Origin of the sequence: Nonomuraea sp. NPDC003709, assembly GCF_040610775.1 — a bacterium.
Taxonomy (GTDB): Bacteria; Actinomycetota; Actinomycetes; order Streptosporangiales; family Streptosporangiaceae; genus Nonomuraea; species Nonomuraea angiospora_A.
Genome location: NZ_JBEXMW010000006.1, coordinates 348,104 through 372,239, shown reverse-complemented (window position 1 = coordinate 372,239; position 24,136 = coordinate 348,104). Strand labels below are relative to the sequence as shown.

The 24,136-nt window shown below is 69.6% G+C and carries 19 protein-coding genes and 1 pseudogene; 8 read left to right on the top strand and 12 right to left on the bottom strand.

Features of this window, described 5'->3' with window-relative positions; translation table 11 throughout:
- Window positions 1-5: 5 nt before the first annotated feature.
- The 3 genes from ABZX61_RS21010 (at window position 6) to ABZX61_RS21000 (ending at window position 3,445) form a co-directional block, all read left to right on the top strand.
- Entirely contained in the window at window positions 6-1,553 is a 1,548-nt protein-coding gene (locus ABZX61_RS21010; RefSeq protein ID WP_355196786.1) for a helix-turn-helix domain-containing protein, read from the top strand.
- Between the two features lie 120 nt (window positions 1,554-1,673).
- Window positions 1,674-2,918, top strand: coding sequence for an FAD-dependent oxidoreductase (locus tag ABZX61_RS21005; protein WP_355196784.1), 1,245 nt, complete (start codon window positions 1,674-1,676; stop codon window positions 2,916-2,918).
- 191 nt (window positions 2,919-3,109) lie between these two features.
- Window positions 3,110-3,445: a hypothetical protein gene (locus ABZX61_RS21000; RefSeq protein WP_355196782.1), complete on the top strand. Its 336-nt coding sequence runs from the start codon at window positions 3,110-3,112 to the stop codon at window positions 3,443-3,445.
- 137 nt (window positions 3,446-3,582) lie between these two features.
- Here the strand turns inward: ABZX61_RS21000 and ABZX61_RS20995 are convergent, their stop codons facing one another.
- Window positions 3,583-4,029, bottom strand: coding sequence for a helix-turn-helix domain-containing protein (locus ABZX61_RS20995; protein WP_355196781.1), 447 nt, complete (start codon window positions 4,027-4,029; stop codon window positions 3,583-3,585).
- A 131-nt stretch (window positions 4,030-4,160) separates the two neighbouring features.
- Here ABZX61_RS20995 and ABZX61_RS20990 point away from each other — a divergent pair, with 131 nt between their 5' ends.
- From ABZX61_RS20990 to ABZX61_RS20980, 3 genes and pseudogenes are all read left to right on the top strand, one after another.
- Complete coding sequence (locus ABZX61_RS20990; RefSeq protein WP_355196779.1) at window positions 4,161-5,033, top strand: aldo/keto reductase family oxidoreductase; 873 nt, start codon at window positions 4,161-4,163, stop codon at window positions 5,031-5,033.
- A gap of 198 nt (window positions 5,034-5,231) precedes the next feature.
- Window positions 5,232-5,483 (top strand): annotated as a pseudogene (locus tag ABZX61_RS20985) (transposase); the annotation flags it as partial.
- A 306-nt stretch (window positions 5,484-5,789) separates the two neighbouring features.
- Window positions 5,790-6,293 (top strand): inclusion body family protein, encoded by a 504-nt coding sequence (locus ABZX61_RS20980; protein ID WP_355196777.1) that lies wholly within the window; start codon window positions 5,790-5,792, stop codon window positions 6,291-6,293.
- Here ABZX61_RS20980 and ABZX61_RS20975 read toward each other — a convergent pair.
- The 7 genes from ABZX61_RS20975 to ABZX61_RS20945 form a co-directional block, all read right to left on the bottom strand.
- Entirely contained in the window at window positions 6,290-10,603 is a 4,314-nt protein-coding gene (locus ABZX61_RS20975) for a WD40 repeat domain-containing protein (protein WP_355196775.1), read from the bottom strand. The genes ABZX61_RS20980 and ABZX61_RS20975 overlap by 4 nt on opposite strands.
- Before the next feature lie 121 nt (window positions 10,604-10,724).
- Window positions 10,725-10,853 (bottom strand): hypothetical protein, encoded by a 129-nt coding sequence (locus tag ABZX61_RS20970; RefSeq protein WP_355196773.1) that lies wholly within the window; start codon window positions 10,851-10,853, stop codon window positions 10,725-10,727.
- Window positions 10,854-11,018: 165 nt separating this feature from the next.
- On the bottom strand, window positions 11,019-11,735 hold the full coding sequence (locus ABZX61_RS20965; RefSeq protein WP_355196771.1) for a hypothetical protein: 717 nt from the start codon (window positions 11,733-11,735) through the stop codon (window positions 11,019-11,021).
- A 60-nt stretch (window positions 11,736-11,795) separates the two neighbouring features.
- A complete protein-coding gene (locus ABZX61_RS20960) occupies window positions 11,796-12,443 on the bottom strand; it encodes a hypothetical protein (RefSeq protein WP_355196769.1) in 648 nt (215 codons plus the stop codon).
- Between the two features lie 263 nt (window positions 12,444-12,706).
- Window positions 12,707-13,234 (bottom strand): hypothetical protein, encoded by a 528-nt coding sequence (locus ABZX61_RS20955; RefSeq protein WP_355196767.1) that lies wholly within the window; start codon window positions 13,232-13,234, stop codon window positions 12,707-12,709.
- A 222-nt stretch (window positions 13,235-13,456) separates the two neighbouring features.
- Window positions 13,457-13,684 (bottom strand): helix-turn-helix transcriptional regulator, encoded by a 228-nt coding sequence (locus tag ABZX61_RS20950; RefSeq protein WP_355196765.1) that lies wholly within the window; start codon window positions 13,682-13,684, stop codon window positions 13,457-13,459.
- A 105-nt stretch (window positions 13,685-13,789) separates the two neighbouring features.
- Entirely contained in the window at window positions 13,790-14,608 is an 819-nt protein-coding gene (locus ABZX61_RS20945; RefSeq protein WP_355196763.1) for a hypothetical protein, read from the bottom strand.
- 442 nt (window positions 14,609-15,050) lie between these two features.
- On the opposite strand from ABZX61_RS20945, the gene ABZX61_RS20940 reads away from it, so the two are divergent.
- Complete coding sequence (locus tag ABZX61_RS20940; protein WP_355196761.1) at window positions 15,051-16,028, top strand: hypothetical protein; 978 nt, start codon at window positions 15,051-15,053, stop codon at window positions 16,026-16,028.
- Window positions 16,029-16,237: 209 nt separating this feature from the next.
- On the opposite strand, the gene ABZX61_RS20935 is transcribed toward ABZX61_RS20940, so the two are convergent.
- The 4 genes from ABZX61_RS20935 to ABZX61_RS20920 form a co-directional block, all read right to left on the bottom strand.
- Complete coding sequence (locus tag ABZX61_RS20935) at window positions 16,238-19,327, bottom strand: TIM-barrel domain-containing protein (protein ID WP_355196759.1); 3,090 nt, start codon at window positions 19,325-19,327, stop codon at window positions 16,238-16,240.
- Between the two features lie 77 nt (window positions 19,328-19,404).
- Complete coding sequence (locus ABZX61_RS20930; RefSeq protein WP_355196757.1) at window positions 19,405-19,746, bottom strand: hypothetical protein; 342 nt, start codon at window positions 19,744-19,746, stop codon at window positions 19,405-19,407.
- A gap of 121 nt (window positions 19,747-19,867) precedes the next feature.
- Window positions 19,868-20,968, bottom strand: coding sequence for a hypothetical protein (locus ABZX61_RS20925; RefSeq protein WP_355196755.1), 1,101 nt, complete (start codon window positions 20,966-20,968; stop codon window positions 19,868-19,870).
- 136 nt (window positions 20,969-21,104) lie between these two features.
- A complete protein-coding gene (locus ABZX61_RS20920) occupies window positions 21,105-22,385 on the bottom strand; it encodes a glycoside hydrolase family 43 protein (RefSeq protein ID WP_355196753.1) in 1,281 nt (426 codons plus the stop codon).
- Between the two features lie 98 nt (window positions 22,386-22,483).
- Between ABZX61_RS20920 and ABZX61_RS20915 the strand changes: the two genes are divergently transcribed.
- Window positions 22,484-24,010 carry an alpha-L-arabinofuranosidase C-terminal domain-containing protein gene (locus ABZX61_RS20915; RefSeq protein WP_355196751.1) on the top strand — a complete coding sequence of 509 codons (1,527 nt, stop codon included), beginning with the start codon at window positions 22,484-22,486 and terminating at the stop codon, window positions 24,008-24,010.
- Window positions 24,011-24,136 lie beyond the last annotated feature (126 nt).

Below are 24,136 nucleotides of genomic sequence, written 5' to 3'. Positions count from 1 at the left end.
TGAACATGATCACATTGGACCGCCTGGTGAACGTGCTCGGCGGGTACGGCGTGCGGCTGTGCGGCAATCCCGAGGCACGCTCGGCCTGGCTGCGCAGCGTGGCGATGCCCGATGCCACCGACCGCCACGCCGCCGGTGACCTGCTCCTGGCCGTCGGCACCACCTCGATCGCCGAGGCCGTGCAGTGGGCCGCCGCGTCCCGAGCCACAGCAGTCCTGGTCCGCCCCGCCGAAAGCGGCGCGGACGTCGAGCGGGACGCCGCCGCGCTCGGCGACCGGCACGGGGTGGCCGTCCTGCTGGCCGATCCCGCCGTCTCGTGGAGCCAGCTCGCCGGCGTGGTGTACGGGCTTGTGCTGGAGAGCCGTGAGACCGCCTCCGGACGCGGCCCGACCGACCTGTTCGCCCTGGCCGACAGCCTGGCCGACGTCATCGGCGGGGCGGTGACCATCGAGGATCGGCACTCGCGGGTGCTGGCCTACTCCCGTTCCCAGCAGGCAGGCGACCCGGCCCGGTTGGAGACCATCCTCGCCCGGCGCGTTCCCGACCGGCTGCGCGAGCTGTTCCAGCAGCAGGGGGTGTTCGCCCGGCTGGCTGCGACGGACGAGCCGGTGTTCGTCCCCGCCGATGCCGGGCACGGCCTGACCGGGCGGATGGCCGTGGCGGCGCGGGCCGGCCGCGAACTGCTCGGTTGGGTGTGGGTGACCTGCGAACGCCCGCTGACCGGCGCCCATCTCCGCGCGCTGGCGGACGGCGCCCGCACCGTCGCGCTGCACCTGCTGCGTTCCCGGGCCAGCGCCGACCTGGAGCGGCAGGTGGAGTCGGACCTGGTCATCCGGCTGCTGGAGGGCAGCTCCGACGCCGAGACGGTGATCAGCCGGCTGGGCCTGGCGCCGCAGCCGATGCGGGTCATCGCCGTCCGCGCGCACACCGCCGATCGGCACGCAGCGCTGCTGCTGGCCTTCGAGCAGGCGACCACCGGATTCGGCTGGTCCAGGCCCGGCCGCAGCGCGCTGCTCGGCGACACGCTCTACACCATCATGCCGGCCGAGGAGGCCGACGCGGCCCGGCAGTGGATCATCGCCCTCCACCGCGAACTGCCCGCTCAGATGCACGTCGCGGCCGGGATCAGCGCACCCGCCGAGGTCGCGGAGCTGCCCGCCGCCCGCCAGGAAGCCGACGAGTGCCTGGCGCTGCACGAGAGCGCCACGCCCGGTGCCGTCCCGCCCGCCTACGACGAGTCCTGGGACGACATTCTGCTCCGGCGGCTGCGCGCGGCGGCGCGTACCGGCCGGACTCCGGCCCGCGGGCCGGTGAGCACGCTGCTGCGGCACGACAGCCGTCACGGTACGGGCTTCGTGGCCACGCTGCGGGCCTGGCTGATGAGCCAGGGCGACCTGGCCCTGGCCGCCGAGCAGCTTGGAGTCCATCCCAACACCGTGCGCAACCGGCTGCGCAAGATGGACGAGCTCGTTCCCCTGGACCTGAACGACGGTCGCAAGCGCCTCGCCATGATCATCATGTTGGCCGCCGTGGAGGACGAGGCCCGTCACTGACACGTTGTACCGGATCGACAACGGCGGCGCCGCGATTGTCGCCCGCCCACAACGCCGCAGGTCGCCGCCAGGGCCATGCTGACTGGGACACCCCGTCATTCGTCCCGTTGGAGGTTGGGCATGGTCGGCAACTGGCCGAGATCGGTGATCGTGGTGGGCGCGGGCATCGTGGGCCTGTCGACCGCCTGGTTCCTGCAGGAACGCGGCATCCAGGTCGATGTGGTGGACCGCGGGGGAGTGGCGGCCGGCGCCTCCTGGGGCAACGCCGGATGGATCGCCCCCGGCCTGGCCATCCCGCTGAACGAGCCCGCCGTCCTGCGCTACGGCCTGCGCTCGCTGCTGAACCCGGCCGCGCCGCTGCACGTGCCCGCGAGCCTCGACCCGGGCCTGTGGAGGTTCCTGGCCGGGTTCGCCGCCAACAGCCACTGGCGGTCCTGGACCCGCGCCGCGCGCGCCAACGTGCCGCTCAACGACGAATGCATCGAGGCCTACGACGTGCTCGCCGCCGACGGCGTGTCCGCCCCGGTCGTCGCGGCGCCGATCACGGCCGCGTTCCGTACGCCACGCCAGGCCCAGGGGCTGCTGCGCGAGCTGCGCAGGCTCCAGGCGGTCGGGCAGCGGGTCGATCACACCGTGCTGGACGGCGACCGGCTCAGCGAGCACGTCCCGCTCGCCGGCGACGCGCTCAGGGCAGGGGTACGGATCGACGGCCAGCGCTACGTCGACCCGGGCGCTTTCGTGCACGCTCTGGGCAAGGCCGTCATGCGGCGCGGCGCGACCGTGTACGCGGTCGAGGTCGACGAGGTGCGTACCGATGACAGGAAGGTGGTCGTCCGCTCGGCCAAGGGCACCGTCCTGTCCGCCGACGCGGTGGTGCTCGCCACCGGCGCGTGGCTGCCCCGGCTGGCCCGGGAGTGGGGCGTGCGCGTCCCGGTGCGGGCGGGCCGCGGTTACTCCTTCACCGTGCCGGTCGACCATCCCGTCCCCGGTCCCGTCTACCTGCCCGACGTACGTGTGGCGTGCACGCCGTACCAGGGCCGGCTGCGGGTGGCGGGCACCATGGAGTTCCGGGACCCGGACGCCCCGCAGGTGCCCGCCCGGCTGGAGGCCATCATCGCCTCCGCCCGTCCGCTGCTGCGGGGTGTGCACTGGGAGGAGCGGACCGACCTCTGGGTGGGGCCCCGCCCCGTCACCTCGGACGGACGGCCGCTCATCGGCGCGACGGTGGCTCCCACCGTCTACGTGGCGGGCGGGCACGGCATGTGGGGCATGGCCCACGGCCCGATCACGGGACGGCTGCTGGCCGAACAGATCACCACCGGCAAGCAACCCGCCGCCCTGGCCGACTTCGACCCCCTCCGCTGACCCACGGCAGCGCCGCCGAGCCTGACGGAGACGTTCCCCAGGAGCCGCGTGAGACAGCTATTGCATAGGAAGCTTTCCTATTTAATACTGCGATCAACGCAGCGTATCGCGGCGCGCGATGCTCCATCGCGCTCCTGCTGCACGTGACGCCCTGTCCCACCGGCTCGGCGACTTACTGCCCGGAGGTCCTCGTGGTTCGTCGTGTCCCTGCCCTCCTCACCGTCATGCTCGCCGTGCTCGGCGCGCTGTCCATCTCCGCCGCGCCGGCGCAGGCGGCAGACGTGGAGGTGACCTACAGCCCGATCTCGCTCGGCGACTACTGCTCCGCCAGGGTCAATTCCTCCTCCACCATCGGCTTCTACAACGGCGGCCTGAGCTGCTACCGCTGGAGCAGCGGCGGCTCCGGCATGACCTACACCGGCAGCGGAAGCGCCTCCGCCGCGTGCGCGTACTTCAACCCCACCTACACCTACCTCGGCTCTGCCCAGGGCGCCAGCCAGGCGCTGATCTGCAGGTACTCGGTCTGACCCACGCCGATGCCGCCGCGCGGGCGAGGTCCGTCCGCGCGGTCGTCGTCGCAGCGAGGGCTTTCGTCGTGCACGGCCAGGAAGTCCATCGTCGTCCCCGTCGCCGCTAAAGGTCGCGCCGCTGAAAGGGTGAGTCGTCAGGAGGTGCGAGCGTCGTAGTTCTCGCGGTTTGCGAGGACCTCGGCCATGTGCGTCTGCGCCCAGTTTCTGAGCCCGCGCGTCATGTGGTGGAGCGAGAGACCGAGGTCGGTCAGCTCGTAGGAGACGGTGACGGGGACGGTTGGCGTCACGGTACGGGTGAGCAGACCATCGTGTTCCAGCGACCGTAGCGTCTGGGTCAGCATCTTCTGGCTGACCCCGGCCAGAAGCCGAGAGATCTCGGAGTAACGCATCGCCTTTGGAGCGTCTGCGTGTGCCGCGCCGGGCCGGCGAGGGCTGTTGTCGCCGCCCAGCGCGCACAGGATCAGGACGACCCACTTGTCCGAGATTCGGTCGAGCAGCTGCCGGCTGGGGCACTCTGCCAGGAACGCGTTGTACTCCACCTTGGCCTGAGCCCTCTTCTGGGCCGCCTTCATCGTCGTCACTGACCGCACCTCTCACCGATGGGTGGGTTACGCACTCCAAAGTGCCTACTTCCTGACAGGAAGTTTCTCTCCAATGCTGATGCAGGAAGGCGGAAGGCGCCACCCCCAAGTGCACGACGAAAGGCAACAAGATGAGCACACCCTCCCTCTCTCTTCCCGGCGGCACTTGGACTCTGAGCGACCTGACCGTCACCCGGTTCGGCTACGGCGCCATGCAACTGGCCGGCCCGTGGGTCATGGGGCCGCCCGCCGATCGCGACGGTGCCCTGGCTGTTCTGCGCGAGGCGGTCGACCTCGGTATCACTCACATCGACACCAGCGACGCCTACGGGCCGCGCGTCACCAACGAGTTGATCCGCGAGGCACTGCACCCCTATCCCGAGTCGCTGCACATCGTGACCAAGGTGGGCGCGACCCGCGACGAACAGGGTGGCTGGCCTCCGGCCCGGCGACCCGAAGATCTGCGCCGCCAGGTCCACGACAACCTCAAGTCCCTCCGGCTCGACGTACTCGACCTGGTCAACCTCCGGCTCGGCAACGCCGAAGGTCCCCAGCCCGGCTCGCTGGCCGAGGCGTTCGAGACGCTCGTCGAACTCCGGCAGCAGGGCCTGATCCGCCACCTCGGGGTCAGCAACGCCACCGCGGAGCAGGTCACCGAGGCACAGAGCATCGCGCCGATCGTGTGCGTGCAGAACATGTACAACCTCGCCCACCGCCACGACGACAAGCTCATCGACCGGCTCGCCACCGACGGCGTCGCGTACGTGCCCTTCTTCCCCCTCGGGGGCTTTACCCCGCTTCAGTCCTCGGCGCTCTCGGCGGTCGCCGCTCGATTGGAGGCGACACCGATGTCCGTCGCACTGGCCTGGCTGCTGCAGCGATCATCGAACATCCTGCTCATCCCCGGCACGTCATCCACGGCACACCTGCGCGAGAACATCGCCGGCGCGGGACTCTCCCTCTCTCATGAGGACTTGACCGAGCTGGACGACATCAGCCGCTGAATGCCCCAGAGCTGAACGGCCCACAAGCCACGACCGAAGCCACGATTCAAGTTCCGGCCCCGGTCACCTTCGCGCGACCGGGGCCGAAGCAGGACGATTCGCCCTCACCTGGATGACTTCAGATCATCAACCGTCAGGGAGCGGCGGTGGCGGCTCACTCCGCGTCGGTGGCCGGGTAGGCGTCGAGGTCTCCCGAGGAAGGGTCGAGAGCTGATGGTGAAGTCGATCGAGTCGGTCAGCCAGGGCGTCCCGAGCGCGTTGAGCGGGATCATCACGCTCGGCCGGACACTGAACAAGCGAGCCACCGACATGCTGGCCTACTTCGAACGCCCGGGCACTTCCAACGGACCGACCGAGGCCATCAACGGACGGCTCGAACACCTCCGCGGCTCCGCCCTCGGATTCCGCAACCTCACCAACTGCATCGCCAGATCCGCAGTTTTGCCCTAACCGCCACTGCGCGATATGTGATCAAGCCGGAAGCGCGCATTTCAGTAATGCACACCTGTCTTGTCTGCCACATTTGGGCGGGCGGACGGCACGCCCTTCTGGTCCTCTAGGGACGTATTCCGGCTGCTCATCACCGCAGCGCGAAGCGTTACGGGATAACACGACTTTAGTTGGGTTACATTATGCATCCTTGACAGCACTCAATGTCAAAGATCATGGTGGAGGCATTCGCCCGGCGGCCTTCAAGTCGTGATTGAGGTCTGGGCACGGTCTGTTTTCGTCGGATACGACAGGGGGAATTTCTGCATGTCAGAATTCATCAACGTCCTCATCGCCATCGACGCGGAAACCATTCTCGGAAGGTTCGGCAAGAACGCCGATCCGAACGGGCCGACATCGATCCCCGACAGCAGCAGCCTGATCTACATGACCACCCGGCAGAACCAACTCGGCGGCGCTCCGGGCAGCGAGTTGACAATCAACGCCGCGCCTATGGACATCATCAGGTGGCGCGAGACGACACTATCCCTGAACTCCGAGTACACCGGCATCCTGTACAGGTTCAACACCCTGGCCGGACAGGACCTGATCAGCACCCCCGTACCAAGGTCGGTGATGCTCAGCGAGCCACAGCCGAACAGCCAGGACCCGCTGAATCCCACCACCCAGAAAATCAACAGCTATTACTGGGAGTGCGAGGTCCTGGACACGGGGACGGTCACCTACAACTTCAGCTTCATGATTCTCAACCACAAGGGTGAGAAGCAGGGTTACTACTGCTGGGACCCCTTCATCAATATTCAGCCCTAGGGGCCGGCGCACACCGGCTCGTACGCTCTGCCCGGCACGTACAGGCCCCATTCCTGCCGGGTGAGCGCCCGCTGGGCCAAGGCGCAGACGTTCTCCACGCTCACGGCGGGCAAAGCCACGTTCCAGAGCCGGATCGTCTTGTCGTAGCCGGTGCTCACCAGCGTGCGACCGTCGGGGGTGAAGGCCACTGCGGAGACGTCCTCGCGATGGCCGGTCAGCGGGCGGCCGAGCTGCCGCCCGGTGGCGACGTCCCACAGCCGGATCGTCCGGTCGCGGCCGGCGCTGGCGAGCAGCCGGGCATCGGGGGAGAAGGCCACCATCCAGACCGTGTCGGTGTGTCCGACCAGTGGCTGCCCGAGTTGTCGTCCGGTGGTCACGTCCCACAGCCGGATCGTCCGGTCGGCGCTCGCGCTGACGAGGAGGCGGCCGTCCAGGCTGAAGGTAATGTGCTCGACGGCGTCGAGGTGGCCGCGCAGCGGGGCGGCCTTGTCGCTGCGTGTGCGCTGGTCGAGGAGCCTGATGGTCCCGTCGTCCATGCCGATGGTGAGTGTGGCGTCCTTGGGTGCGAACGCCAGGGACGAGGCTTGGACGCCGGTCACCGGCGCGCCGATCTGCCGGTGCGCACGCACGTCCCAGAACCGTAGCGTGTGGTCGAATCCGGTGCTGGCGAGCGTCGCGCCGTCAGGGCTGAACGCCAGCGCCAGCACCCAGTTGTCGAGGCGCGCGGCGTGACCGAGCAGCGGTTCCCCGATCTTGCGTCGCGTGGCGACGTCCCACAGCCGGATCGCCCCGTTGTTCTCTCCGATGGCGAGCACCTTGCCGTCGGGACTGAAGGCGACCGGGTCGAGCTCGCCCATCTCACCGGCTGACAGGGGCCCGCCAAGCCGGTCGCGCGCGGCCAGGTTCCACAGGAAGGCGCCGGGCACGCTTGATGTGGCCAGCGTGCTCCCGTCGGGGCTGAGCGCCATGCGGTAGATGGTGCCCGTGCCCCGCTTGGTGACCGGTCTGCCGGCCTGCCGACCGCGCAGGAGGTCCCACACGCGGACGGTGCCGTCGACGCCGGCGCTCGCCAGTCGCGTCCCGTCCGGGGAGAACGTCACGTCCTGGGGCGTGCCGGTGTGGCCCACGAGAGGTGTCCCCACCTGCTCGCGGGTGACGGTGTCGTACAGGACGACTGAGCTGCCGCCACCATCGGCGGCCAGGAGCGTCCCGTCGGGGCTGACGGCCAGAGCAGCGCCGGGCCCTTTGAGCGGGGCGCCGATCTGTGTGTGGGTCGCGGTGTCCCACCAGCGCACGGTGTCGTCGCTGTCGACGCTCAGCAGTCTGGTGCCGTCGGGGGTGAAGGCCACCTTCCACGCCTGGATGTTCCCCGTGCGGGTCACCGGGCTGGGCTTGATCTCGCGGTGCCGGGCCACGTCCCAGAACAGCACCTGCCCGCGCGTGCCGGCGGTGGCAAGCGTCTTCCCGTCTGGGCTGAAGGTGACGTCCTCGGTCTGGTCGGTCTGGAAGTCCCCGATCCGTCGGCGGGTGGCGACGTCCCACAGGTACAGCGTGCCGTCCTCTCCTGCGGCGGCGAGCGTCGTGCCGTCCCGGCTGATGGCCAGAGCATCAAAGGGCGTGGTGGTCCCCTCGGCGGATCCGGGGATGGTGAGCGGATCGCCGGAGGGGCGCCGGGTGGCGACGTCCCAGATCCGGATCGCGCCCCCGTCGGCCTGCTTCGTGCGGCTCGTGCCGAAGAGCAGCCGGCCGTCCCGGCTGAAAGCCAGTCCCGTCGCCCATTCCTCAGGCCCGGTGGTGAAGCGCGCGTCCTGACGGCCCGTCGCGGTGTCCCACAGCCGGACGGTGCCGTCGCGTCCTGCCGACGCCAGGAGCCTGCCGTCGGGCGCGAACGCCATCTCTTCCACCATGACCGCGTGGCCGGTGAACACGGAGCGGGCCGGGTTGAGCAGGGCGGCGGTCATGGCCGCGCGGGCCTCCGGCGTGTCCCTCATCCTCCGGGCCGCCACCGCCAGGAGCCGCGACAGTGCCGGGTCGGTCTCGCCGAGCTCCAGGCTGCGGCCCGCCAGCTCGCGCGAGCGCGCGGCGTCTTCCTGCGCGCCGGCCTCGGCGGCGCGGTTCGCGGCGACGCCCGCCCCGACCACCGACGTCAGGAACAGGATCACCAGCGCGGCCAGACCCGCGCGGCGGAAGCGGGTGGCCCGCCTCTCCAGCCGGTCGCTCTCGCGCAGGAACACACGCTGTGCCCCGGTCAGCGCGGGACCGCGCACGGGGTCCGCCTCCCAGCGCGGGAACACCTCTCGCAGCGCCGCCAGCCGGGTACCGCGGTAGAGGAATTCCGGCTCGCGCTTCCTCGCCTCCCAGTCTGCGACGCCGTCCAGGAACTGGCGGAACAGCACGTGGTCGCCGCGGCCCTCGTCGAGCCACTTCTTGAGCTTGGGCCACTCCTCCAGCAGCGCGTCGTGGGCGATCTCCACCGCGCCGTGCGCGTCGCCGCTTCGGCCGTCACCCGGGTCGCCGCTCCGGACCAGGAGCCGGCGCTCGGTGAACGCCTCCAGCACCGCTTCGACGTCGTCCGTGCCGCCCGCCGGACGCCTGCCGACCAGCTCGTCGCGCGCCACCCGGCGGCGCACGGGTCGCCCGTCGGGTCCGATGACGGCCAGCCTCAGGAAGACCTCTCGCGCGACCTGACGCCGTTCGGCGGAAAGGCTTTCGTACACCTCCTCGGCGGCCGACTCCACGGCGTGGGCGATCCCGCCGACCTCGCCGTACGCCTGGCTCGTCAGCGTGCCGCCCGCGCATTTCTCCCAGGTGAGCAGCATCGCGTGCGACAGCAGGGGCAGCGCGCCCGTGCCGTAGGCGGCCTCGCCGGTCCGCGAGCGCAGGTCATGCAGCACGTCGTCGACCAGCGCCGGCTCGACCTGGACCCCGGCCGCCGTGGCCGGTCCCGTGATGGCGCGGCGCAGGTCGGACTCCGTCATGGGGCCCAGCGTGTACTGCCCGCCGTCCAGCGCCTCGGCCAGCACGGGATGGGCATTGCACTCGGTGGCGAAGTCGCCGCGCACGCCCAGGACCACGAGCGCGGCCGAGCGGGCCGCCGCCACCAGGGCGGTGGCGAACGCCTCCCGTTCCTCCCGCCCGGCCAGGAGGAACACCTCCTCGAACTGGTCCACGACGAGCACGAGCCGGCCCGGGTCGCGGCGCTTCAGCCGCTCGGCCTCGGCCAGTACGGCGTGCCGCACGGTCAGGTGCGCGTCCTGAGGGTTGGCTCCCAGTGAGCGGCGCACCGCCCCGGCCTCCAGTTGACCGAGATGGCTCAGCCGGACCGCCAGTTCGTCGAGCGGGTGCTCTCCCGGCGTCATCAGTTCCTGCGGCCAGTGCTCGCTGCCGGGCGCGCCGGGCAGCAGGCCGCGGGAGATCGCGGGCCGCAGCCCGGCCCGCAGCAGCGAGGACTTGCCCGCTCCTGACGCCCCGGCCACCATGACCAGGCCCGACCCGGTCAGGCGCTCCGCCAGCCGGCCGAGCAGCCGGGCGGTGTCCCGCTCACGGCCGTGGAAGATCGGTGCGTGCTCCCGTTCGAACGGCCACAAGCCCCGGTACGGCGCCAGCCCGGCACGCCAGCGGGGACCGGGTGCTTCCTCCGGCCGCGGGGCGTCCAGGCGCCCGTTGAGCAGCGACAGCTCTTCGAGGATCCGGATCGAATGCTCGTACTGCCTGAGCATGAGATCGCGGTCGCTCCGGGCCCGCGCCTCCTCATGGTGCCGTACCCGCAGAAGCTCGGTCACCTTGCGCGACATGTCCTCCAGAAGCAGGCGGAACTCGGCGAAGTCGCCGCTCAGCTCGCCGAACGCCTCGGTGAGGCGCTCCTGGATCCGGCGGTCGCCGCTGACGAGCGCCGCCTCGATGGCGGCGCCCGCCGCGTCCACCCGGTGCAGCACCGCCGCCATCGCGCGCCGCAGCTCGCCGGCGCCCTCCCCGCCTTCCTCCAGGCGTGCGAGGAGCCGGGCGACGACCTCGGCCTCGAGCTCCTCCTGCGTGGGAGGACGGCCGGAGGTACGCCGCCGCAGCGCGTCCGCCGCCTTGATCAGCACGTCGGCGAGCACGTTGCCGCCCACTCCGCCGAGCACGTCGGCCCCGGCGGCGAGCAGGTTGCCGGAGGTCAGCGGGATGAGGGCGCACGCGCACAGCGTCACCACGATCCCGTGCGGCGACAGCTTCAGCAGGCCGCCGCCCATGCGCCGCACCACGTCGGCGATCCGTTCCCGGGCCGCGCGTGCCTGCTGGGCTCCGGGCTCCTCCCCGGTCGGCTCCATGCGCGCTCCCGTCCGTCCGCGAAGGCACCCTGCCGTACCGGTTCATCGCCGACGGCGGGCTCGCCGCTACGTCCGGTACGGGCGAGCGGCAGGCGGATCCTGACCAGCCGCGTCGGCGCGCTCAGCGAGGGATGAAGCCGCGGTAGACGATGCGCCGACGCCGGAGCACCGGCCACTGCCGGTCCTTGATGCCGCTCAGCGCGAGGGCGGTCATCGCACCGGCGAGGAAGGTGCCCACGATGACGCTCATGACCAACATGAAGGCGATCTCCACAATAATCCCCTTGTCAACAGTTGAAATCTGAACTTGATGGCGTGAACAGCGCCCTTCCCCGCTCTATTCCGCGAGGTCTCCCAAGGGCTTGGTCAGCTGCGACGGTGAACCTCGAGCTTGCGACGTCGAAGCTTCAGCGGCTCAAGGTGCGCTCTGATCGTGGGTCTCGCCATGATCGGTGTCCGGCGCCATGGTCTGGATACGCGCCTCCGCGACCTGCCGCATGATGCGGCGGGCCCCGCACGCCTCGGCGGTGGCGGACGCCTCTGCGGCCAGCGCCACCGCGTCGTCCAGTCGCCCTTGCGCGGCGGCGATGTAGATCAGCCCTACCTGGTTGGCGGCGACGGCGGCCGGCAGCCCGAGCTCCCGGCATAGCCGTACCGATGCCTCCAGATGCTCCCGGGCGGCGTCCAGCCGGCCCGCGGCATGGTCCGCGATCCCCAGGTGCCGGAGCGCTTCCCACTGGGTGTATCGGTCGCCTGCCGCAGTGGCCAGGTCGTACGACTGCTCAAGGAGGGGAATGGCGCGGTCGGGGTCGCTCCGTACGACCTGGTGGAAACAGCCCTCCCAGAACACCGAACCCGCCTGGCCCGCCGCATCACCCAGCGTCCGGTACAGGTGTGTCGCACGCTCGAACAGCGCCAGCTCACGTGGGTCCTCGCGCCGGTCATCGAGGAACCGCGCGTGCAAGATCCGTCCCCGGGCCAAAGCGAGATCGGCTTCGACCTTGTCCAGCTCCCGCTCCGCCGTGGCCGGCTCACCGACATCGCCGATGAAGACAGCGTGCTCATAGGACAGCCTGGCCTTCTCGATGCGTCTCTCCATGCCTGCCCCGCTATGCCCCTCGTTGCGGTCCATGAGACCGTACGCCGGCGATCTCAACAAGCTCTCAGACCCATCTGGCCATGTGTGCCGGGGTTATTCGTCGTCTGGATCTGCCGGCGCCGCGGTCGGTGCGATCTGCAAGGGTGCAGCAGCCCCGCCGGCGATCTCGCGCCCCTGATTCAGTGTGTAGTCAAGCTGCCTGGCCAGGAGCGGGAGGGTCGCCGGAGGCAGATACGCATCGGCGCCGGCGTCGAGCAGGCGTCGGACCGGGCCGTGGTACTGAACTCCGAGCTCGTGGTCCTCGATTTCGGTGACGATGACGCGAGCTTTCGGGAACATCGATCGGAGCGCCGCAATCAGCTGCGGGCTGCCTGGAGGTACCAGCAGCACATCGGTTGTCGCGGGAGCCGCATGCATGTCGAGCACTACGTAGTCCGCCCCGAGCTGGGTCGACAGCGCAACCCGGGCCGCGGTCGACAGCTCCATCGCGGTGGCCACGACCGTCACGCTCTCGTAGTCGATCGGTGCTTGATCGTTGGCCTCGTCCGGCGCGTCGCGATCGACAATGGCGCCTTGGACCACGTCGATGGTGCTGGAGATTGTCGCTATCGACGCGCCGTCACGCGTGACAACCAAGTTCTCGCCAGGCTCGAGGGCGTCGATGAGCGCCACGACATCATCGCGAAGGCGGGCCACGTCGATTCGCTGCACCGCGCGTGGGGCGCGTTTGCGGATCACCATGCCTGGGACGCGCTCACGGCTCCGTAGGCACCCTGCGTCATGAGCAGCCCCGGTCGCCTATCGACATGGTCGCTGTCCCGGAGGCGCCGTTCAACCCGATGATCACATGAATCCCTTCAGATACCGTGACCTTGTTGGATGCCGCTGAACGCTCATTGGTTCGAGCCGCGCCGGAGATTCGTTCATCGACCCGCTCGTACTCCGCTCGGACAAAGATCGCGACGCAAGGCCAACCGTCCCGTGCCACCGAAGCCGGACGGGTGTCACCGATGTCCGATGGAACCGAGCCAGGTCGCAGACGAGGACGCCGTGGTGAAGCGGATCACCTGCAAGGGAGCAAAGCGTGGGTCATCGATGCGCTGCTGTATGTCCGCTCGTCGCGCCGCGTGCTGGGACCATGCCCACCATGCGGGGTGATCTCGCCGGAACCATTCCGCCACGGTCTCGCGGTTCCCGTTGAAGACTGATTCGCGGAGAAGTGTCCTGCGCAGTGACCGCCGCAGGATTCGAGGCATGATGACCCGCCGTGGGTAGTCCAGCCATACGACGGTGTCGGCGCGTTCCCATAGCAAGTCACGGACCTCTGGGTAGCCGAACGAGTCGAAGACCCAGGCCGGTGAGTTGGCGATCTCTGCGACCTGAGCGGGAAACCGCTCGTTCACGGCCCAACCGGGACCGGCGAAGTACAGGGCGTCCATCTCGTGATAGGACACGGCGAGTTGGCTGCTCAGGGCCCGTGCCATGGTGGATTTACCCGCCCCGCTGATGCCAACTACGAGGATGCGCTGCATCCATGCAGGCTAAGCCCTGGGGACAGCGGCGGAACGCGAGGGGACATCCGTACCATCGCGATGACCAGACTTTCGATGGCACTCGCTCGACGTTTGCCGTCACAGGACACCAACGGCACGGGCCTGTTCCAGCGCGGTCGACCCGAGTAGTACGCCAGGCTTGCGGGACCAGTGACCGTCGCGCCGCCACTGCCGAGTCCGCGGGCTGCCGTGCGCGCTGGGTCACGCCGACTTCCAGGCACACGCGATTGGAAGGGCGTGCTCGCCGAACAGCCTGGCCACCAGCTCGCCGCGGCTGCTGGCGTCCACCTTGGCGAAGATGGCCTTGAGGTGGTCGCGCACGGTGTGGGGTGACAGGTGCAGCCGGGCCGCGAGCTCCGAGGTGCTGTGCCCGCGGGCCACGCACTCGGCGACCTCTCGCTCGCGTGGTGTCAGCGAGTACGCCTCCACGATGAGGGGTCGCGGCCAGGAAACGGTTGGGGATGTCCTGAGCCGCCGGGGTCGTACCAGCGGATGGAGTCTGCGGCGGGCGCCCCGCGGGACGCCCGCCGGGGCTCACACGCTCCTGGCGCCGATGCGCCTGATCCAGTGCTGGCAGTAGACGCAGGCGCCGCGGTCCTTCCAGCCCGGCGAGGTCTCCTTACCGCCCCACTTGCCTCCGGGGTGCCACACCCGGGCATGGAAGACGAAGGTGTCCCCGGGGATCTTCTCGACCGAGCTGATGCCGGCGCCGGGGCCGTTCAGCCAGCGCTTGAGCGCGTCCACCTCGGCGCACGACTCCGGCGGCCACTTCTCCGACTGCGTGATGCCGCTGACCAGTGCGGTGATGAGAGGGGTGGTCGTGTATTGGTGCATGTCCTGGCCGCTGAAACCCTCGTAGGTCGCTCCGGGCGAGCCGATCACGGCCAAGCCGCAGACGACTCGTCCCACCGGTGTCTCGCTCGCTCTGCTGCTCAGCAGCCCCGCGCGGTATCGATCGCAGATGCCCGTGGCCGTGGAACGGGCCGCGTTCTCGGCGTCCCTGATCGTCCTCGCTTCGACCTCGACCCGCTGGCGCTCCCGCTCGGCGCTGTCCTTGCGGGCCTGGTCGTCGACATAGATCTGCCACGCTCCGTTGTCGCCGTAGGCGTCCAGCCACTGCTGGAACTGGGTGATCGCGGCGCCTGGGGTCATCTCGTTCAGGCCGACCCTGCTCTCGTAGGTCGTGAGTTTGCTCCTCAGCGTGGTCATCGTGTCCAGGCTGAAGCCCGACTTCGGGGTGTGGCCGGAGCAGAGGGCGCTGACCTGCACCTTTCGTTGGAAGAACCACACCTTTACGGTGTCGCGGTCGGCGGTGGCGGCGGGAAGGGGGGTGAAGAACTGATAGGGCTCCATCGACCTCGTCCTCGTGCCGGACCGTTCCAAAAACGGTCGGGTCAGCAAAACGTACGCCCCGCGCGAGCGCCCGCAAATAGTGTCGCGGTAAGGGCCGCCCGCAACAGGACCTATTGAGGAGGCCGCAGGACCGGGGGGCCTCGGATCGCTGATCTGGAGCCCGCTGGCCCGCGGTCGCCTCACCCGCCCATGGGGGCAGGCCACGACGCGCAGCGACAACGACCCGATCTCCGCGGCGATGCTCGACCAGGCCCACCTCCTGGAAACCCCGTACACGCCTCGTACCCCGTCCGGATACTGACGGCAGCCGGACCGATCGCCCCTCCGCGGCGGGGTCGTCTTCAAGACCGTCGAGCCGCCAAGATCCTGGGAGGAGACGTTCCAGCTCGTGTTGCGGCTCTACGGCCGCTTGCGCTATTGATCACGGATGTCGTTGATAAGGGTGATCCGGACGGTCGTTGATCTGCTCGACAAGACGTCGCGGATGCGGCTGGGAAGGTCCTGGGACGACCCCGCGCTGGAGCAGGTCCTGCCGCAGGTGAAAGCCGGGCGACTGGAGCCCGGCCTGGAACTGATCAACCAGGCCCGCGGCGACAACGAACTGCGGGCACTCCGTGTCGAACAGCTGGCGATCGCCGGCGCCTCGCACACCGAGACGTTGGGCCGGTTGGCTGGAGACAACGCCGACGGTCTGCTCTGGCTCGGCGCCGCGCGGATCGAGCAGGCGTGGGCGATTCGCGGTGCCTTCCGGGCCCCGTACGTGGAGGAGGAGCGCTTCGCCCGTTTCTGGGAGGTGCTGGCGAGCGCGGCCGGGCCGCTGGAGCAGGCGGCGGAGGCGCTGCCGGACGATCCTGTGCCGTGGGACCGGCTGCAGTGGCATGGGATCGGCATGCAGAGCGGCAGAGAGGAGCTCGACCGTATCTGGAGGGAGCTGACCGCTCGTGATCCGCACCTGTACATCGGGCATTACAGCCGCGTCCAGGCACTGTGCGCGAAATGGTACGGCTCCGACGAAGAGCTGCTCGCCTTCGCCCGGGGTGTGACGGCATCGGCGCGTGCGGGCGACCCGGTGACGGCCATGTTGCCGCTGGCGCACTTCGAGATCGTGTGGGATGAGATCAACGAGACCGAGCCATCCGCTCAAGACATCCTGGAGGCCTACTTCGGCAACTCCGACGTGGCGGACCCGCTGATCGAGGCGGCCGACAAGTGGCGTGACGGCAACCGGCCGCATCCGCGTGCCTTGGACGCCATGCACCTGTTCGGTGCCGCGTTCTACTTCGGCGGGCACCTCACCCGCGCGCAGCGCCTGCTGGCGGGTGCGGGCAGGCGCCTGCCGGCAATCCTGCCGTGGTCGGCGGCGTCTCTCATGCCAGGACGCCGCTACGCCCGGGCGCGCCGGAACCTGGGGCTTTCCTAGGCGGGCCCGGTCTTCGACGTAACCGGCCGCAGGTCGTCGTCGGCTCGTGCTGCTCATCCATGAGCCGAGACTTGCAGTCTTGCGGGCCATCCGTGGGGTGATCCAGCGGCAGGGCTGAGGCCCTGGCGGTCATGGTCGGCGTGACCTGAGACGTCGGAGCGCCCGGCGGGCCCCTGCGAGCCCGCCGGATGCTCACGGCGTCGGCGGTATCACCTGTAGGTGAAGGTGACCGGGTTGCGCTGGGGGAGGGTGACGGTCAGGGTGCGGGTGGCGCTGTCGTAGTGGTACGTGTTCGCGGGCAGGTCGGTGGGCGGCGCCGCGTTGCGCAGGGAGAGGGTCCACTGGCGGCCGGTCGTCCTCCCGCTGATCCTCACGGTGTGCCGCCCGCCCGACTCCGAGTACTGGATCCTGGTCTTGTCGTGCAGCGTGACCGCGCCTGAGGCCCCCGCCGCGATGCTGACGGTCATCCTGTCCTTGGCGGTACGGGTCGGCACGATGCCTCCGGCCCTGACGAACACCGGCATCGTGTCGAGGCCGGTGGTGATGCTCCGGGTCGTGCCGCCGCTGTAAGTCTGGCCGGTGAAGTAGTCGGTCCACTGCCCCGGCGGGAACCACACCGAGGTCGTGGCCGTGGCGCCGGGCGTGGTCACGGGGGCGACCAGAAGGTCGGGGCCGTAGAAGTACTGGGTGGCGGCCGTGGCGTAGGCGGCCTCCTCTTCAGGATATTCCAGATATGTCGGGCGGACGATCGGGACGCCGGTGGCGTTGGCCTCCTTGGCGAGCGTGTACGTGTACGGCACCAGGCTCTCCCGCAGGTTGAGGAACTTCTTGGCCGAGTCCTTCGCCGCGGCCCCGTACTGCCAGGGCAGCCGGTCGCCATGGTTGCTGTGCAGGCGGTCGATCGGCTGGAAGGTGCCGAACTGGACCCACCGGGCGTACAGGTCGTCGGGCAGCTTGGTGGTCCGCCTGGTCTGCCCGTTCACGATGTAGGTCTCCGAGCCCTGCAGGCCGGTGGTGTCGTTGTGGCCGCCGATGTCGTGGCTGATGGCCGCCATGCCGGTGGCCGCCGACTCGGCCGGCGTGGAGCCGACCTCGACCCGCAGGGTGCCCCAGGTGGAGGACGTGTCGCCGGTGAAGTGGAGCGTGGTGCGCTTGTCCGCCCACGGGCCGGTCGGCAGGCCGGAGCGCCCGGCGTACGAGCCGGTCTGCAGGGAACCGTACGCGCGGGACATCACGAACCCGCCGTTGGCCGCCGCGTACTGCTGGTTGATCCAGGCGTCAGGGGTCACGCCGGGCAGCGAGGACTGCGAGGCGTCGCAGCACCAGTCGAGCCACCAGAAGTCGTTGCCCTGCTGGTCCATCGTCTTGTGCAGGTCCATGTACGCCTTGAGCTGGTCGGGGTCGCCCCAGTCGAAGGTGTGGCAGTCCGGCCCCGCCGCCCCCGCGCAGCCGCCCTTGCGGAGCCTGCCCTTGGCCGTGGCCTGCGCCTGGGCGAACTGGGGGTCGTCGCCGACGATGCTGGGGTGGGTGTTGAGCGTGTTGTGCAGGCCCTGGGAGGCGGACCAGTCGAAGAAGGCCTTCGGGTCGGGGAACTTCGCGCGGTCGATCTGCCAGCCGCTCCACGTGTTCGGCGACTTGAAGTCCGTGTCGGTGACCAGGACGTCCAGCGGGACGCCCTCGGAGCGGAACCTGGGCAGGATCGTGTTCTGGTAGTCGGCCGCGGTGCGGTCGATGTACTCGGAGTACCACACGCCGTACGCCCACTGGGGCAGCAGCGCGGGCGGGCCGGTCAAGGTGGCCAGGTCCGACAGGGCCCGCTTGTAGTCGCGGCCGAAGCCGAAGAAGTAGCCGTCCTGGTAGGGCCGCTGCGCGGGGCGCTGGGTGACCTTCTTCGTGGCCGGGTCGTACAGGGCCGAGGGTGTGTCGTCGAGCAGGTACCAGCCGTCCTTGTGCAGGAGGCCAGGGGTGGTCGGCGGGGGGCCGTTGTCGCCGTTCACGTTGTCGAGGCTGCGTCGGTACCCGCCGAGAGGAAGGTGCGGCGGGGGCGCGGACGTGCCGGTGGCGGTCACGGCGAGCGTGTCAGGGTTGACGCGGCAGGCGGTCGGGCAGCTCAGGGTGATGTCGTTCGTGCCCGCCTTGAGGGTGACCGGGAGGGAGGCCGTCGCCCAGGTGTCCCAGTCGGCCGTCGTAGGGAAGGTCAGTTGCTGCGTGGCGGAGCCCGCGGTGACGGTGGCGGTGCGGGTCTGGTGCAGGCCGTCGCCGCCGACGCCGTTGGCGTACCGGACGTGCAGCGTGTACGTGCCGTCGGCGGGGACGTTCACCAGCCGGGCGGCTACGCCGGCGCCCTGGTTCAGCTCGGCCACGAACCCCCTGCCGGAGTAGTCCGCGTGGTCCGCGGCCACCTTCGCCGTGCCGGCCAGCCTGCCCGCCTCGGCCTCGCAGCTCACCCCGTACGCGCAGTCGATGGTCGCCCTGGCCGACGTCGGCGGGTACGCGGCGCCGGGCTGCAGGAGGGCGACGCTGTCGACGTTGACGTTGCCGGAGTCCGTCGCCGTGCGGGCCAGCGTGATCGTGTGGCGGCCCGCGGCGAGCTGGAGCGCGGGGGTGGTGACGGCCCAGGTGTCCCAGTTCGCGGTCGTCGGCAGGGTCACGGTCTGGGCCGCGCCGCCGTCCACGGACAGGCTCACGGTGCGGGTGGTGTGCTGGCCGTCGCCGCCCACCGCGTTGGCGTAACGCATGGCGAACTGGTACGCGCCCGCGGCCGTGACCTCGACGTCGGCGGACAGGGAGTTCCCCGCCCCCTCGAACCCGGCCAGGAACCCCGCGCCGGTGAACCCCGCGTGGTCGGTGGCGACGGCCAGGCCGCTGGACGACAGGTCCTCGGCCTCGCACAGGGCTCCGGCGGAGCAGGTCAGCTGCTGCCACGGCGCGGCGGTGGCGGTCCTGAGACCGACCGACAGATTGCGGGTGGTGAACGGGCCGGAGCCGACCTGGTAGCGCAGGGTGAGCGCGCTCGTCCTGATGGTGAGCCAGCCGTCCGACGTGCTGGAGGTGAAGGAGGTGGGCGCGAACGCGTCGCGGCCGACCGCGTTGAACGTCGGCGCGTCGACGAACTTGGCGTCGCCCGCGTACTCGGTCCGGATCAGGGTGGGGGAGAGCACTTGGAAACGGGCGTTCCCCGAGGTCACCGCCTTGATCCGGGTGTCGTGGGCCGCCCCCGCCGGGGCGGGGGCGACGGTTGACATCGCCGCCGCGATGATCGCGGCGGCGGCGATGCGCTGGAAGGGGCCTGATCTCATGACGACTCCCGACCGAATCTGATCGCTTTGCCGCCACTATCGACCAATGCTGAGGTCCTGACAAGATCGAGTGGGGCCTAATCGATCAGGAACGGGCGCGTCTCGATCGGGGAGGGAGATGGCTCGGTCAGAGCTGGTCGTGGGCGGTTCAGGACGAGAAGCGGGACGCGGTCGGCGGAGAGCGGGCGGATGCAGATGGCACCCTTCCAGCGATGAGCCCCGGGTGCCGCCGGCGTCTGCTTGATCGCGGGGCCCGGCCCGCCGTGCTCCGTGATGTCTGCCTGCATCTCCGGCACGATGTCCCGCAGGTCAGCGGGATCCATGCCGAGGTCAGAGGCGTTGAGGGTAAGGATGAAGTCCCGGTCGGCCGCTGTCGCCGGGGGTGCCGGGCCCAGCAACAAGGTCGCCACGATGGACACGACCAAGGCCACTTGGCCAGTCGTTCTCCGCGTCTTCACGCACACCTCCGCATTCGCGGGGTGGTGGGCGCGAAGGCTGCGGTGTCATCGGCCCCGGTCTGATCCCCTGGCCAAGGGTCGACTACTTGAAGGCACGGTGGAGCTGGGTCATGGTCTGCTCGACGCGGCTCTTGTCGCCGACGACCACATAGGTCTCGTAGTTGACCTTGTCGCCCTTGTCCATGGCTCCACCGGGGCTGGTGACCTGGATGGTGTTCTCGCCGAAGTGGCCGTTGTAGTCCATGGGCGGGCGGGTCATCGTGTAGTAGTAGGCCTTGCCGCTGAGAACTTCGGGCTTGATGTACATGCCAAGGCAGTAGCGGTCGTCGTCCGTGCAACGGATCATGGGGTCCTTGCTTGTGTGGGACTCCACGGGCTTGGGCGACAGGCGACCGGTGGCGGGGCTGTAGGAGAAGACCTTCGTGAAGTCCGGCTGCAGGTAGGCGACGAAGACGCCACTGAAGTGGTCATATGGTTCGTCGTCCGAGGTGATCGTGGCGGTGGCGCGGAAGACGTTCTCCAGCGCGGGCACGTCGTGATCGGGGGCGAGCTCGATCTCGGTCTGCAGCCAGTACGGCGACAGGCCCATGGTGAACGGGGAGCGCTTGTCCTGGTGGTCGGCGCTGCGGCAGTTGCCCCAGCCCGGTTTCGTGTCCGCGAGGGTCACGAACATCGCGGGCCTCCCCGCCGTGCGGATGGAGCTGCCGGACCGGGCCATGGTGTAGAGCGCGCTCGTGCTGGGACCGTGGTAGGGAGGCGGCTGGTCCGCGTCGTCCATGCGGGTGCCGGCCTGCGTGGGGTTGTAGCACTCGGTCGCAGCCTTACCTTCCTGCCAGGCGTGGAAGGCGTACTGGAAGGCGGCGCCGTGGCCGCCGCTGGAGATGAACTCCTTGTTGTTCACCTTGACCGACGCGATCGCGCCGGCCAGCGCCGTCGACGTCGTGACCGACAGCTTGTTGCGCTTGTCGACCAGGACGGACGCCGTGACGTCCTGGAACGTCCGGTCGTAGTTCTTCTTCGTGGCGCATTCGGACTTGTACGTGAGCACGAAGTCGTCGTAGGTGGGGCTGCTCCGTGGCGGCGCCTCGCACGAGCTCTGCGCGGCTGTCGCGGCCACTGGAGTGACCACAGCCGTCATGACCGTGACCGCGGCCAGTACGGCCCCCTGTCGGATGGATCTCATGATCGGATTAAACCGACACCCGGCGATGAGACGAGATCTGTTCGAGAAAAGGGTAAGTGTTTGGGTTCGCCGGTTCGAGGGGCCTATGGTGACGCCATCGGTGCTCACCTGCCGCTTCCGTCGTAGCGAACGTTTTCTATGTAGGAAACTCCGTGCCGGCCAGCCGTTCGTATTCGCTGACGCGCAGCGGCAGGACCGCGCCGTGCTTGGTGTTGGGCGGGATATCGGTCTCCGCGGCCGGTACGCATCGCCAGGCGTCCGTGGTGACATCGGCGTTGGCGAACGGGACGTATCCCTGGAAGTCCGGCCCGAAGTGGTCGGCGAACATCAGCCACCCGTCGCCCGAGTTCCGCCGGAAGATCAGCGGCCCCTCGTAGGGCCGATGTCCCCCCGTGGCGCGGAAGGTCAGGGCCGAGCCGATGCGCTCCCACTGCTTCGCGGGCGTGTCGAGGGTCGGCGCCGCCTCGGCGAAGACGTCGCCGAGGGGCCGGCCCAGCTCGTCGAGGTCGCCCGCGACCTCCCCTTTGACGAACCGGACATAGCCGTCGGCGGTCCTGGCGATCGTCGCGTCGAGCAGCCCGGCGCCCGCGAGAGAGGGGCCGAGGTCGGGGTCGATCCAGACGTGCGGCTCGGAGAAATGCCAGAAATCCCGGGTGTACGCCCCGAGGATCTTCGAATGCGGCACCTGCGTACGGTCCGCCGACTCGTACAGGCAGGAGGTCCAGTGCACGAAATAGGCGTCGGCCGTGTCATCCCAGATCGCCTCGGGCGCCCAGGTCATGCCGGCGGCCTCGCCGGACACCAGGACGTGCCGCTGCTCTCCCCATTCGAGCAGGTCGTCGCTGCGCCAGATCTCGATGTGGCGGCTGCCCGAGCGAACGGCGTCGGCCCAGTCCGTCGTGTGGACGTGCAGGTCGGTGGCCACGATGAAGAAGCGGTCGCCCTCCGGGGAGCGGACGATGTGCGGATCGCGCAGGGCGCCGGTCCCCTCCTCGCTGATGAGCATCGGCCGGCCCCGGTTCATACGCCTCCAGCGCAACGGGTCGTCGCCGTCGCTCAGGGAGAAGAAGATCTGCTCGCCTCCGTCCTCGCGGCTCTCCACGAAGTGGACCAGCAGGTAGCCGAAGAGCGGTTCGGGTGACGGCAAGGGCGGGACGGTCACGACGTGCGCGTTCCGCATGCCGGCGGCGCCGGCCGTGAGGGTGACCTCGATCGGCGGGCTTCCCGCGTCGGGACGCCGTACGCGGCCGTCCGGACCGACCACATCAGGATGCGAGGTGTCCCACGTCAGGGTCGTGCCGCCGATGGCGCCGGGGAGGTGCAGAGCACCCTTGACCCGCCTTCCGGCCGAGAGCTGCCGATCGAGGAACAGCGAGGCCGACCGCAGGGCCTCCGCGCCCGGATGCGTGTTCTTCATGCTGAGGGGTGCCCCTTGTTCGTGCGGCAAAGGATTTGTAACGTTACATGCCCGGCACAGGGCAGTGCCAGACCCCACCCCCACCTTGCGAGGCCACCATGACCTCTTCCGCCTCCATCACCGTCGACCGCGCCGCCGTCGTCGCCCCCGTACCCCGCCGCCTGTTCGGCGCGTTCGTCGAGCACGGCGGGCGCGGCATCCACACCGGCCTGTACGAGCCCGGGCATCCGACCGCCACTGAGGACGGCTTCCGCGGCGACGTCCTCGAACTCGTCAGGGAACTCGGCGTGACCACCGTGCGCTACCCGGGCGGCAACTTCGTCTCCGGCTACCGCTGGGAGGACGGCATCGGCCCGCGCGAGCGGCGACCGCGCCGCAGGGAGCTCGCCTGGCACGCCACGGAGACGAACGAGATCGGCATCGACGAGTTCGCACGCTGGGCGCGCCTGGCCGGCAGCGAGATCATGCTCGCGGTGAACCTCGGCACCCGCGACATCCAGGAGGCGTTGGACCTGCTGGAATACGTCAACGGCGCGCCGGGCACGACGCTCGCCGACCGGCGCGCCGCCAACGGCAGCCCTGATCCGTACGGGATCAGGACCTGGTGCCTGGGCAACGAGCTGGACGGGAAGTGGCAGCTCGGCTACATGACCGCCGACGACTACGGCAAGCTCGCGGCCAGGACCGCCCAGGCGATGAACGCCGCCGAGCCGGGGCTGGAGCTGATCGCCTGCGGCTCGTCATGGACGGGGATGGCGACCTTCGGCGAGTGGGAACGGGTGGTGCTCGAGCACGCCTACGACCACGTCTCGCACATCTCCTGCCACGCCTACTACTTCGAGCAGGACGGCGACATCGGCTCCTTCCTCGCCTCCTCACTGGACATGGAGCACTTCATCCGGACCACCGCGGCCACGGCCGACCACGTCAAGGCCAAGCTGCGCAAGACCAAGACCATCGGGATCTCCTTCGACGAGTGGAACGTCTGGTACCAGGGCCGCCCGCCCACCGAGTCCGAGGCGCCGGACGCCGCGCGCATCAAGGCAGGGGAGTGGCCGGTGGCGCCACGCCAGCTCGAGGACGTGTACTCCGTGGCCGACGCGGTGGTCGTCGGCAGCCTGCTGATCACGCTGCTCAGGAACGCCGACCGGGTCGAGTTCGCGAACCTGGCGCAGCTCGTGAACGTGATCGCCCCCATCATGACCGAACCCGGCGGGCCGGCCTGGCGGCAGACGACGTTCTTCCCGTTCTCGCTCACCGCCCGTTTGGCCACCGGGGTCGTGCTCGCCCCGCGCATCCGGACCGGAGAGTACGACAGCGCCCGGGGTGCCGCCCCGCTCGTCGACGCGGCGGTGACGTTCGACGAGGCCGCGGGCTCTGCGGCGATCTTCCTGGTCAACCGCGGGATGACCGGCTCGCAGACCGTGACGATCGACGTCACGTCACTGGGGCTCACGGCCGTCGCGCAGGCGCTGACGCTGCACGACGACGACGTGTACGCCAAGAACACCCTCGCCGACCAGACCCGGGTCGGCCTGACGAAGAACGACTCCGCCGCGTTCACCGACGGTGTCGTGACGGTGGAGCTGCCTCCGGTCTCCTGGACGGCTCTCACGCTTTCCTGAGGCGCCCGATACGAGTTGTATCGATACAAGCAGATGCTCTGGGGCGCCCACCGGCAGATCCCCCTGCCGGCTCCACCCGACCACCGACGGCAGTGTCAAGGGTTGAGGCCGTGAAAGGATGTCGAG